The following is a 12,540-nucleotide window of genomic DNA, read 5'->3' as shown; positions in this document are numbered from 1 at the left end:
GATCGATGCTTCCGGGACCGTCGGCGGAGCCGACGACAAAGACAAGACACAAGGAGACAGAACATGAATCAACTAGACGTGCAGGCGCTGGCCGGCAATGCCAGGTTCAATGGCTTTCATGGCCTGGTGTTGTTCTGGTGTGTGCTGATCCTGATCGTCGACGGCTATGACCTGGCCGTGGTCGGCGCCGCGCTGCCCTCGATCATGAAGGACATGGGAGTCGATGCCACCAGTGCCGGCATCATGGCCGGATCGGCGCTCTTCGGCACGATGCTTGGAGCGATGTTCCTCGGGACGCTGGCTGACCGTATCGGCCGCCCGATGATGATCTCCGTCTGCGTGGCACTGTTCAGCCTGTTTACCGCCGCCGCCGGCCTGACGAACGATCCGATCGCCTTCAGCGCCGTGCGCTTTATCGCGGGCCTCGGTATCGGCGGCGTTCTGCCAATCGTCACCGCGCAGATGGGCGAGTTTTCGCCGCGGGCATTGCGCGCCAGGCTCGTGACGCTGGTCTTTGCGGGCTACTCGGTCGGCGGGATTCTGGTCGCGCTGACTGCCAAGCAACTGATCGAAAGCCATGGCTGGCAATCGGTGTTCTTTGTCGCGGGTCTGCCGGTGCTGCTGATTCCGTTCATCCTCAGGACCATGCCGGAATCGATCGCCTTCCTGACCAGGAAGGGCCGCCACGAGGAACTGCGCGCCATGGTCAAGCGCATGCTGCCCGACCTGCCGTTCGATGACCGGGAGCCCCTGGTGTTCTCTTCGTCGGAGGCGCGCCACGATGCTTCGGTGCGACGCCTGTTCGAGGAAGGGCGGGGCTTGAGTACCGTCATGATCTGGGCCGCCTTCATGACCGGATTGTTCATGGTCTACGCGCTGAACTCGTGGCTGACCAAATTGATGGCGATGGCCGGATACAGCCTGGGATCCGCGTTGAATTTCGTCATCGTCTTCAATGTCGGGGCGATCGTCGGCGCCATCGGCGGCGGGTGGCTCAGCGACAAGCTGAACATCAAGCACGTGCTGGTCGCCTTCTATGCGATTGGCGCGGTCGCGCTGACGCTGCTGGCCTACACCCGGTCGACCGCATTGCTGTTTGTTGTCGTATTCGTGGTCGGCGCATCGACCCTCGGCACGCAGCTGATCGCGTACGCCTATGCGGGCGACTTCTATCCTGCGGCCATCCGGTCGACCGGCGTCGGCTTTGCCTCCGGTATCGGGCGGATCGGGGCCATCGTGGCGCCGGTGCTGATCGGCTGGCTCGTGTCGCTGGAGCTGCCGCTGGAGCAGAACTTCATTGCGATCGGCGTGGCCGGCGTCATCGGCGCGCTGGCGGTGACGCTGATCAACCAGTCGCGAGCCGATTCCGCAAGAGCCAGTCAAGCCACGATGCTCGCGGTAGACCGCGGCAGCGTCGGTAGCTGATCCCGGCCGTCATACCGGTGCCGCCGCGTTCCACGTCCATCCCATCGAGGCCATGAACCGACTTTCTCCTCCTCCCTTCAGATCGCTCACGGATGTGCGGCAGGCCGTCGACTGGGCGCTGATCACGCGCCGCAGCGTGCGGGCCTTCCTGGACACGCCGGTTTCCCGGAAGGAGATCGAGTCCATCCTCGATGTCGCACGCTTCAGCGCGTCCGGCGTCAACATGCAGCCGTGGCATGTGCATGTGGTGACGGATGCCACGAAGGCGCGGCTGTCGGCGGCCATTCAGCAAGTCAATGACGCGGATGCCGCCGGTTCAAATCTGGACGAGCCCTATCACTACTACCCGCGCGAGTGGATCGCGCCGTATCTCGACCGCCGGCGCGAAGTGGGTTGGCGCCTCTATGGTTTGCTTGGCATCGAGAAGGGCGACAAGGCGCGCATGCACGTCCAGCATGGACGCAACTACAGCTTCTTCGATGCCCCGGTGGGATTGTTCTTCACGGTCGATCGCGTGATGCGCGAGGGCAGCCTGCTGGATATCGGCATGTTCCTGCAGAGCATCATGGTTGCCGCGCGGGCCCGGGGTCTGGACACCTGCGCGCAGGCGGCCTTCAACAAGTTCCATCGCGTGATTGCGGACGAACTGTCCATTCCGGACAACCAGATGCTGGTCTGCGGCATGAGCCTGGGCTACGCCGATCCGGATTGCGTCGAGAACTCGCTGGTCACGGATCGCACCTCGGTCAAGGATTTCACCACCTTCCACCAGGAATAACAGGAGACAGGATCATGAGCGCAACGGCGTACGCCCAGGGGCTGGGCAAGAATGCGGCCAATCATCTTCCATTGACGCCATTGGGCTTCCTTGACCGCGCCGCCGACGTCTATCCGAACCGCACGGCCATCGTTCATGGCGCTTTGCGCCAGACGTGGCGGGAAACCCGGGAACGGTGTTATCGCCTCGCTTCGGCCCTCGTCCGATGCGGCATCGGGGCGGGCGATACGGTGGCGATCATTGCGCCCAACACCCCAGCCATGCTGGAAGCCCATTTCGGCGTGCCGCTGTCCGGCGCCGTGCTCAACGCCATCAACTGCCGCCTCGACGCCGATGGCGTTGCCTTCATCCTGCGCCATGGCGAGTGCAAGTTGCTGCTGGTGGATCGGGAATTCGCACCACTGGTCGCCCAAGCCCTGCAGTGCGTTCCCAATCCGCCGCGCGTGGTCGACATCAACGATCATCAGGCGCCGGACGCTGCCGCCATTGGCGACACCGACTACGAGTCTCTGCTGTCCACTGGCGATCCGCGCCTTGCCGGTCACTGGCCGGCCGACGAGTGGACGCCGATCGCGCTGAACTACACCTCCGGTACCACGGGCGATCCGAAGGGCGTGGTCGCCAGCCATCGCGGAACGTATCTGATGAGCCTGCTGCAGATGACCAACTGGCCGTTGCCGCGCGCGCCGATCTACCTGTGGACGCTGCCGATGTTCCACGCCAACGGCTGGTGCTTCACCTGGGCCATCACCGCGGCGGCGGGAACGCATGTCTGCCTGCGCAGGGTCAATGCGGCCAACATTCTGTCGGCTGTGTTCGAGCATGGCGTCGATCATTTCTGCGCCGCGCCGATCGTGCTGTCGGGCATCGCCAGCATGCCGGAGGCGGAACGGCGGCCGTTGCCGCGCCGGGTGCGCGTGCTGACAGCTGGTTCACCCCCGCCTGCCGCCGTGCTCGAAGCCGTTGGCGCCATGGGCTTCGAGGTGGACCATGTCTTCGGGATTACCGAGATCTGCGGGACACCGATCAGCTGCGCCTGGCATGACGAGTGGGATGCGCTGCCGCCGGAGCAGCAGGGACGATTGAAGGCGAGGCAGGGCGTGCGAGCGGCGGCCTTCGAGGCGATGTCCATCGCCGATCCCGTCACGCTGGAGCCGGTACCGGCCGACAAGGCGGCGTGTGGAGAGGTGCTGGTTCGCGGCAATACCGTGATGATGGGATACCTCAAGAATCCCGAGGCGACGGCGAAAGCGTTCGCCGGCGGCTGGTTCCATACCGGTGACCTCGCCGTTGTCCATCCGGATGGCTATATGCAGATCACGGACCGTTCCAAGGACGTGATCATCTCCGGGGGAGAGAACATTTCCTCGGTGGAGGTGGAGGAGGTCATCTACCGCATGCCCGGCGTGCTGTATGCCGCCGTGGTGGCTCAGCCCGACGACAAATGGGGCGAGACACCCTGTGCGTTCATTGAACTGAAGCCCGATGCGGAGGCCCTGACGGAGGCCGACGTGATCGCGTTCTGCCGGGACCGGCTGGCGCACTTCAAATGCCCGCGCCGTGTGATCTTCGGCGAGGTGCCGCGAACGGCCACCGGGAAGATCCAGAAATACCGGCTGCGGGAGCAAGCGGGCAGCCGTGCGGCCATCACCCGATTGGCGGGCTGAGCGCGACCGGCGCGGTCGGACGCCTACTCGTCCCGCGCCAGCCGATGCACCGGCTCGGGCAGCGCATCGAGCAGCGGCTTGCCGAAATACTGCCGATCGCTGACGGCCAATTGCCGCAACCCCTCGCGCAGCGAACGCAGCGCGCGGGCTGCCGGTTCCAGTTGCCCGGCATGGGCCGAATACCAGGCCAGTTCGAACCACAGGCTGCTCTGCTGCAGCAGCGGATACTTGCGCTCGCCGCGCTGCGATTCCGCCAGGCGCCACGCGGCGACCTCGTGCCACTTGTCCGGCCAGGCAGGGCCGGTGAAGGCGTCGGCGAACGGGCCCGCCAGCTGGCGCAGCGCTGCCACGCCGATCGGCGCTGTGGCCTGGAATTCGGCCAGTGTGGGACGCGGCGGGGTATGGCAGGCGCCGCGTGCAATGCGCATCAGATAGATTGCGTTCCATGCCGACGGATGGCGATTGCCCGCGCCGCGGCCCAGCCATTCCGACAGGCCGATCCACTGGATCGCACGCTCGGCCTCGCGCTCGGACGAGACGCTGGCCAAGGCGCCGCTCCAGGCGATGCCGGCCTCGCCGAACAGCCATAGCGCCATGCCGATATTGGCCGCGACGTGCTGCGCGGCATCGGAGACGTTCGACTCGAAGGCCGCCGCCAGCGCCTGCTCGAAATGCGTGACCGCCTGTTCGGCCAGCGTACCGGCCGCTGCCGTGTCGTTCACGGCGGCCGCCGACAGCGCATGCGAACGCTGGATCAGCGCGGAGAGGTTGTGCCATTCGAAGCGAACGTGCGGATGCACCTGCACCAGCGTCGCGCCGGGCGCGTTCTGCGCCAGCGCCTGCAGCAGCGCCAGCGCTCCGCGCAGATCGCGCTCGTCGTAGGCGCACCAGGCCGCGACGATGCCTTCCATCGCATCGAGATAGTCGTTGCCGGCAATGGCATGCCCGCGCCGGCGCCGCTTCAGCGCGCGCAGCATCTTGCGGGTTTGCGCGCGATCGCCCAAGCGGCGCCACAGCAGCGCCTCGTTCAGCGCGACGAAGGCGTGCTCGAATTCGCTGACGGCGAGCTTCCGTGCGGCGCGAAAGGCGGTCAGCGCAGCGGGCGCGCCATGGCTGCCGACGCCGCCTGCCTCGTCGCGCGCCAGCGGCGTCAACAGCCGCCCCTCGCGCAGCGCCTGTTTGCCGTCGACGAAATGCCGCCAGAACGACAGGTCGGTCTGCGTCACCATTCGCTGGGGCGTCGCCGCCTTGCCTTGTTCGCGCCCGTCGCGGTCCAGGCCGAGAAAGGCCGCAATCTCGTCGGCGCTGGCCGGAACGCCTTCGACCTGGCAGACGATGCGCTTGCGCTCGTGCGCGGCCAGCCAGAACGGCCCCTGGCTGCGTCCCTCCAGATTCAGGAAGCGGGGATCGCGGCTCGCGTCCTCGCCCCATCCGACCTGCAGCTGCCAGCGTCCGAAGTCCTGGAAGGCGCGGCCAATGGCCATCCGCAGCGTGCGCGCATTGCTCATGCGCTCGCGCAGATCGTCCGCATAGACCAGCGGCCGTTGCGGAGATTCGAGCGTGGCGTGGTGCAGCCGCACCAGCAGCCAGACCGACTGGTAGGCGGCGCGCGTGCCGTTGACCGATTGTGGGGCGGACAGTTCGACGACGACGGGTTCGGGCATGGAGCGGGGGAACGATAGGGGCGAAGAGGGGCGAAGAGGGGGCGAAGAAGGACCGTGGGTGTGACAGCCGTGACAGGCGTGCCGGATTGTCGCATAGGCCGCATTGGACCGGAACCCCGCGGTGGCTACGATGCGCACTGTCCAGTCGGCGATGCGCCGCGCCAACCGGACGGGCGCGCACACCTGCCGCCGCCAGCGGCAAGCCGCCGCCGGCGGCGGTTCCCAACGAACAAGGAGAGACCCATGAAGTCCCATACGAAAGCGCAGTCCCTGCAAGCGCACGGCCTGTATCGCCGCCGCCTGCTGCAACTGGCCGGCGGCGCCGCGCTGCTGCCGGCCGCCCGCCTGGCGCTGGCCGATGCCGCGCCGGCAAGCGCCGCTGCCGCACCGACCGAAGTCGTCCGCGACGACCTGATGTCGCACTTTCGCGCGCTGGATGTCGACGGCTGCTTTGCGCTGTTCGACGTCAAGGCGAACCGGATCACGCTGGTCAACGCGCAACGTGCGCGGACGCGGATGGTGCCGGCCTCGACCTACAAGATTCCGAACAGCCTGATCGCGTTTGAAACCGGCGTGGTCGCCGATCCCGACCAGATCCAGCCGTACGGCGGCGGCAAGACGCGCTTTCCGCAGTGGCAGCGCGACATGAATCTGCGCGAGGCGATCGCGATGTCGAATGTGCCGGTCTACCAGGGTGTCGCGCGCCGGATCGGCATGCAGCGGATGCAGACGTGGGTCGACCGGCTGGACTATGGCAACCGGCAACTCGGGAAGGAGGTCGATCAGTTCTGGCTGCGCGGACCGCTGGCGATTTCCGCGGCGGAGCAGACGCGCTTCCTCGCGCGGCTGGCGCAGAGCCAGCTACCGGCGTCGCGGCTGAGCCAGCAATGGGTGCGCGAGATACTGCGCGTCGAAGCCAATGGCGACCATGCGATCTACGCCAAGACTGGCTGGGCGATGGATGCCGGACTGAACCACGGCTGGTGGGTGGGTTGGGTGGAACGAAACGGCGGCGTCTATCCCTTCGCGCTGAACATGGATCTGCAGCGCGAGGAATTGGCGCCAAAGCGGATGACCATCGCACGCGCGATGATGGCCGAACTGGGCGTTCTGCCTCCGCAGAACGGGCAAGCGCGCAAGACCAGCTGACGCGGGCGCCGAACCTGGCGTGCCGGGCGCGTCAGACGTCAGACGATTAGGTCAGACGATCAACTCAGACGGTCAGGTCAACCGGCCAGGTCAAACGGTCACGTCAGACCAGCGCATCCAGCGCCGGCACCTGAGTCTTCGCGGCGGCCGCCTTGCGCTTGCCCTTGGTGAAGCTGGAGAGGCCGTCGATCACATCGCGGCCGTAAGCGACGGCCGCTTCGATTGCCTCGCGCGGGCTGCCCGCACGATGCGAGCGCATCGGCGGCAGACCGGTCGACGGCTCCCCGCCCAGTGCAACGATATTGACCGTTGCTTCGAAGCTGTCGCGCGCGGTGCCCGACTTGCCGGCTTGTTCCGCGGCGTGATGGACGTGGGCCGAAAGCCGATAGCCCTTGTAGACGGCGTGATTGGCGTACATGGTGGACTCCTTTGAAATGCGCGCGCTCAATGGCGGCGCAAGCGCGTAATCGCGCGTTCGCCCGCTTGCCGGGCGACCTGCTTTGCCTGCGCTTCCGTGCGATGCAGCGTGTCGCGTACCGCGACGTTCTCGAGCACCCGCTCGCGTCCGCTTTCATAGCGGCTGACGATGTAAGTGGCGAACCACTGGCCGGGGCTTTGCTGGATCGGATGGACGGCGACGGTGTATTGGTTTTGGTTTTGGTTGTGTTGGTGATTCATATTGTTGGAATGGGGCGGTCCCTTGCCCTGTCCGGTGGATCCGCGCGAATGCGTCGGCGTGAGAAACGACGCGTGCAGGCGGATTTCGGGCGCCGTGGCGCGTGGTGACACGCGCGACTTGCGACTTACCGAAAACGGCGATGGTCACTGCGCGTGATGCCTGCTCCGAGTGAGCGGGAACATCCGCGGTGCAACGACTGAATGGGAACGCTTGGGTGGTGAATGCCGGACGTCAGGTCGGGCGGCGGGGCCCTTGGGGCCAGCCGGACAGTGTCTTGTCTTAATAATCTGTCCGGGTTCTCGCCTCTTGGGGCGAAGGCTCAGACTATAGCACGGTTACCTCTTCAGCGCTGGTTGCGGCGCTGCTTGCCGCGACGACGGCCAAGCTGCGCAGGCAGGACGCCCTCTCCCGCTTGCGGGAGAGGGCGGGGGAGAGGGCAACCGGCGGCCGTTATGAGATCGCGCCCGCAACGGCCACCCGCCGGGCCCGCGCCGTAGCGCCTTACATATGCAGCACGCCGCGAATCGTCTCCGCCAGATCCTTCGCCAGGAACTTCGACACATAGGCATCGGCGCCGACCTTGCGCACATGGTCCTCGCTGGCATTGCCCGACAGCGACGAATGGATGACCACCGGGATGCCCTGGAAGCGCTTGTCCGCCTTGATCTTGCGGGTCAGCGTGAAACCATCCATCTCCGGCATTTCCAGATCGGTCAGCACGCAAGCGATCTCGTCGCGCACCGCGCGCCCGGCTTTCGCTGCGCTTGCCGCAATGTCGTTGAGCTCGTCCCACGCTTCCTGGCCGGTCTTGGTCATCACCACGGACACGCCCATCGCGTCGAGACCTTGCTCGATCAGGCTGCGGGCGAGGGCGGAATCGTCGGCCGCCAGGATCTTGGTGCCGGGACGCAGCGACAGCTTCGGCCCCACGGTCGACGGATCGACATCGGGCTGGCTGGTCGGCAGCACATCGCGCAGGATCTGCTCGACGTCGAGCACCTGTACCAGGCGAGCGTCCGGCGTATCGGCATTGAGCTTGGCGATGCTCGTCACCAGTCCACCCTTGGTGCTGGCCTCGGCCGACACCACCTCATTCCACTCCAGCCGCACGATCTCTTCGACACCCTCCACGGCGAAGCCCTGCGTCGAGCGCGCGTACTCGGTCACCAGCAGGATGCCGCAGCTGCCGCCCTGTGGCGTGCAACCAACGATCTTGGCCAGATCGATCACTGGAATCACCTGTCCGCGGATGTCCGCCATGCCCAGCATGGCCGGCGCACCCCCGACGACGGTGGTGATTTTCGGCATTACCAGAATTTCGCGAACTTTGAATACATTGATCCCGAAAATTTCGTTCTGGCCCGAGCGCTCCGCATTCCCCAACCGAAACAGCAATAGTTCGAACTGATTATTGTTGGTCAGGTTGGTCCGCTCGTCGATTTCCTTCATCAAGCCGCTCATGACTTCCTTTGCTCCTCGCGACGCGCGCGTTGCCGGCGGCGCTATGTATCGTTCAGGACACACGAGTAGGAGGGCGGTTCGGTGGCCTCTGCCGCTCGCGGTACGGACCTTTAACGGACGTCGGCAGGCAATCTTGAGCGTGAACTGGGCTGCACCAAGTTGGGGAGAGATGTAAACAGATATTTACTTAAGAGAGATATAAAAAACTCTGAAGTCTGTTTCCAACATTCGCCGCTATGATCCCGTGTGCGTTGATGTAACACCATTGATACATCAATTACAAATAGACATCGTTCCAGGTTTGCGCTACGGCTCGCGCTGCCGGAACGAGGCAAGGCAGCACCCGCGCGGTTTTCGGGATGAGGCCTGCTACGGGTAGAGAAGAAGGGGCGGTTTAGACCGGGTCAACCGGCAAATCGGGTAGGAGTAGTAGCTATGCACGAGCCGAATAGTGCGCCATGGGCCCTCTCCATGCGCGTGCCACCGGTCATTGCGTTTCCGCGTCGCGGCGGAGGCGTTATGACAAGTTGCGCCCATTCCACTTCGCATCCCAAGGGACCGCGCGGACGAAGCGTTCGTCCGTACTTCAGCGCGACCCACTTCCGCCGCTTCCTCGCCCGTTCCGCCACCGGCGCCTTGCCGTGACGGCGGCCTGCCGGTACGACCCGTTTGATTCGTACGACAGATTTTCACAAGTTCACATTCGTTTTAATTCCTGTCCAAAGCGGAACGCTATCATCGCCATAGGTCCCGCATTGTATTTACTTTAATACATTAAAGACATTAACCGAACAAACAGTCCTGCTGAAGGGTTCGGTGCAAGGGGAAAAATGTGGGCGATTCCCGCCCGCAGCTGGCTCCGAAGCGCCTTTTCTGCAGCAGGCAAGCGGTAGCGAGACCGGGACAGGACCCGGCAAACAGGTAAGGAGAAGTTCAGATGTACGAGCCGAAGAAGGCGCATCCGCAGCGACGCGCAAGCGTTCGCCTGTCCACCATCACGCTGTCGTTCGCCGCGCTGGCCGGTCTGGCCGGCGCCATGACCGACGCCGCCGCGCAAGCCGCACCGGCAAACGCGCAGCAGAATGCGGCCGCATCGTTCCAGAAGCAGGCCGCCGATCTCGGCATCAAGTCGTGCGCGAATCTGTTCGCCGCACTGGGCGACAGCCTGACCCGCGGCACGACCTACGCGTCCAACGCAGCGACGCAGAAGGACGCACCGAACGATCACGCGGCACAGGCCGTCGTCGGCATGCGCTATGACACGCCCAACTACAAGGGCCAGTCCGCCGGCGTCGTGTTTACTTCGCCGACCAAGTCGGGTTGCGAAGGTGGACTGGTGCGCGTTGCACCGTTCCCGCAATCCTGTCCGGATGTCGTCAAGCAGCTGCCCCAAGGCAGCACCTTGGCAACCACGCTTTCTGGTACGCCGCTGTACAACCTCGGCGGCAACCAGGGGCAAGCGCTGCTGGTTCCCAGCGGCAATAGCTGTGTCGTCGTAACGGTAGCGAGCGCCATGGAACGTCGATGAAGCGAGCCAGGTAGCTCAGCACCGCATCACATCGCACCGGCCACGTCAGGCCGGGCGAATTCAACTTTCGATTTGGGGATCGGAACCCCGGTTTACACCGGGGCTAGGGGGGCTTTTGTCTTCGCGACAAGGCCATTCAGTTTGTTGGCGAACTTTCTGGGGGTAGTCGCCATGCATCAAACCAATACGGTATCGCTGGCCGGTCTTCGGTCCAGCCAGGGTGAAAGCGCAAGTCATCGGAGGGCTTCGGCATGAACAAGTCCTATCGCACGATCTGGAACGAGTCTCTCGGCGCGTGGGTTGCAGCCTCGGAGCTGACCAAGGCGCGAGGCAAGCCCAACAAGAGCGCAGTCGCTCTAGCCGTTGGCGCGATGCTGATTGGCGGCATGTCGCAGGCGCTCGCGGGCCCGCAAGGCGGGGACAGCGGCGTCAACACTGGCATTGGCGGCGCCATCGCGGTGTCGTCCGGCGCTGCTGGATTTAACCCTGCCCGCGCTTGGGCGGGCTCGATCGCCATTGGTGCTGGGGCCTTCGCCGATTCCACCACCGATGTCACGGCGGCCGACGCCGCGGCGAACGGCGGTATTGCCATTGGCAATGGCGCAACGACGGGTACCAATACTGGAAACCGGCAGGTCGCACTGGGAGCGCGAGCAGCGGCTTACGGTACCGACACCATTGCCATTGGCACGGAGGCGACGACCGCCACCGGAACCATTGACGCCATGGCGTTGGGCAACCGGGCCTCGGTGTCGGCCAGCAGCGGACTTGCGTTGGGCAGCGGGGCTTCCGTGACGGCGAGCAACGGAATTGCCGCGGGTACGAACACCACCGCGACCGCCTCCGGCGCTGCGGCCTATGGTTGGGAAGCCCAAGCCACCGGCGTCAACTCCACCGCACTCGGTCGACTTGCAGCTGCAGGCGCGCAGAACGCGGTAGCGATCGGCGGCGCAAGCGGCGCTACCAACTTGAACTCGATCGCTGTGGGCTTTACGAGTCGAGCGATTGCAGACAACACCGTCGCGATAGGCACAGGTGCCGTCGCTAACGCTGCGGAAGCTGTAGCCATCGGCAACGGATCGCAAGCCACCAACGGCAAGGCGGTCTCGATCGGCTCGGGCAACGTCGCCAGCGGCAACGGCGCGGTCGCCATCGGCGACCCGAACACCGCGACCGGCGACGGCGCTGTCGCACAAGGTATGGACAACACCGCGACCGGCGCCGGCTCGGTCGCGATGGGTAACACCAACATGGTTGGCGGCGGCGGACAAGCCGTCAGCACGGCCGGCACCGCCGCGCAGGGCGCGGTCGGTATCGGCTATCAGAACACGGTGGTGGGCCAGGGTGCGGTGGCGCTTGGCAATGCCAATTCCGCCAATGGCCCGGGCGCCGTGGCGATCAGCAATGCCAGCAGCGCGACCGGCACCAATGCGATCGCAATTGGCGGAAGCTCCGTTGCGAATGGCGATCACTCGATCGCCTTGGGATCTTCGGCCGTCGCGAATGGAGTCCAGGCCACCACTGCCATCGGCCTTAACGCGAGTGCGACGGGACCTAGCTCGATCGCATTCGGACGCGTGAGTTCCAGTAACGGCATCAATGCCACGGCGATTGGTGTCGGAGCCACTGCAACTGGTAACAACACGCTCGCGTTGGGAACCGACGCCGATGCCGTGGTGAGCAACGCCACGGCGCTCGGCTTTGGCGCGGTTGCCAACAACGCTGGCGATGTGGCGCTGGGCTCCGGCTCGGTCACTGCAGCTCCCGTTCAGACCGGCAGCACGGTCATCCGCGGCACCACCTACAACTTCGCCGGCGCCACGCCGACCAGTGTGGTTTCGGTGGGCGCACCGGGCGCAGAACGGCAGATCCAGAACGTTGCCGCCGGCCAGATCACCAACACCTCGACCGATGCCATCAACGGCTCGCAGCTGTACGCCGTGCAGCAGTCGCTGCAATCGGCGGTCGCCGGGGCGGCACCGCATTACTTCAGCGTCAACGATCTCGGCGCCATTGGCGCGAACTACAACAATGACGGCGCAACGGCCCTGAACTCGCTGGCTGCGGGTGTTGGGGCGAGCGCCACAGGTGGCGGTGCCACCGCCGTCGGCTACAACGCTACTGCCGTCGGCGAGATATCGCTTGCCGCAGGCTACGATACCCATGCGTAGGCAAGCAATTCCGCCGCC

General features: G+C 65.1%; 10 protein-coding genes. 6 read left to right on the top strand and 4 right to left on the bottom strand.

Going from position 1 to position 12,540, the window contains the following annotated elements; translation table 11 throughout:
* Positions 1–63: 63 nt before the first annotated feature.
* Genes HTY53_RS02695 through HTY53_RS02685 form a run of 3 tightly spaced genes read left to right on the top strand, consistent with a single transcriptional unit; the run spans position 64 to position 3,870 of the window.
* Positions 64–1,425, top strand: coding sequence for an MFS transporter (locus HTY53_RS02695; protein WP_174104876.1), 1,362 nt, complete (start codon positions 64–66; stop codon positions 1,423–1,425).
* Positions 1,426–1,477: 52 nt separating this feature from the next.
* The gene (locus HTY53_RS02690; RefSeq protein ID WP_174104874.1) at positions 1,478–2,203 is read left to right on the top strand and encodes a nitroreductase; all 726 of its coding nucleotides are present in this window, start codon (positions 1,478–1,480) and stop codon (positions 2,201–2,203) included.
* Positions 2,204–2,217: 14 nt separating this feature from the next.
* On the top strand, positions 2,218–3,870 hold the full coding sequence (locus HTY53_RS02685) for an AMP-binding protein (RefSeq protein ID WP_174104873.1): 1,653 nt from the start codon (positions 2,218–2,220) through the stop codon (positions 3,868–3,870).
* Between the two features lie 23 nt (positions 3,871–3,893).
* Here HTY53_RS02685 and HTY53_RS02680 read toward each other — a convergent pair whose 3' ends face one another.
* Positions 3,894–5,534 (bottom strand): hypothetical protein, encoded by a 1,641-nt coding sequence (locus tag HTY53_RS02680; RefSeq protein ID WP_174104871.1) that lies wholly within the window; start codon positions 5,532–5,534, stop codon positions 3,894–3,896.
* Positions 5,535–5,777: 243 nt separating this feature from the next.
* On the opposite strand from HTY53_RS02680, the gene blaOXA reads away from it, so the two are divergent.
* On the top strand, positions 5,778–6,683 hold the full coding sequence (blaOXA, locus tag HTY53_RS02675; RefSeq protein WP_174104869.1) for an OXA-837 family class D beta-lactamase: 906 nt from the start codon (positions 5,778–5,780) through the stop codon (positions 6,681–6,683).
* A gap of 103 nt (positions 6,684–6,786) precedes the next feature.
* Here the strand turns inward: blaOXA and HTY53_RS02670 are convergent, their stop codons facing one another.
* From HTY53_RS02670 to HTY53_RS02660, 3 genes are all read right to left on the bottom strand, one after another.
* A complete protein-coding gene (locus HTY53_RS02670; protein ID WP_174104867.1) occupies positions 6,787–7,101 on the bottom strand; it encodes a GTP cyclohydrolase in 315 nt (104 codons plus the stop codon).
* Positions 7,102–7,127: 26 nt separating this feature from the next.
* Positions 7,128–7,472, bottom strand: coding sequence for a hypothetical protein (locus HTY53_RS02665; protein WP_338019014.1), 345 nt, complete (start codon positions 7,470–7,472; stop codon positions 7,128–7,130).
* Between the two features lie 391 nt (positions 7,473–7,863).
* Positions 7,864–8,823, bottom strand: coding sequence for a chemotaxis protein (locus tag HTY53_RS02660; protein WP_174104865.1), 960 nt, complete (start codon positions 8,821–8,823; stop codon positions 7,864–7,866).
* Positions 8,824–9,760: 937 nt separating this feature from the next.
* On the opposite strand from HTY53_RS02660, the gene HTY53_RS02655 reads away from it, so the two are divergent.
* Positions 9,761–10,351, top strand: a complete 591-nt coding sequence (locus HTY53_RS02655; protein WP_174104863.1) for a hypothetical protein — start codon at positions 9,761–9,763, stop codon at positions 10,349–10,351.
* A gap of 251 nt (positions 10,352–10,602) precedes the next feature.
* The gene (locus HTY53_RS02650) at positions 10,603–12,522 is read left to right on the top strand and encodes a YadA family autotransporter adhesin (protein ID WP_174104862.1); all 1,920 of its coding nucleotides are present in this window, start codon (positions 10,603–10,605) and stop codon (positions 12,520–12,522) included.
* Positions 12,523–12,540 lie beyond the last annotated feature (18 nt).

The sequence above is a fragment of the Cupriavidus gilardii genome (assembly GCF_013314895.1).
Classification (GTDB): Bacteria; Pseudomonadota; Gammaproteobacteria; order Burkholderiales; family Burkholderiaceae; genus Cupriavidus; species Cupriavidus gilardii_C.
Note: the sequence above shows the minus strand (reverse complement) of the source record. Positions and strands in the feature narration are given on the sequence as shown.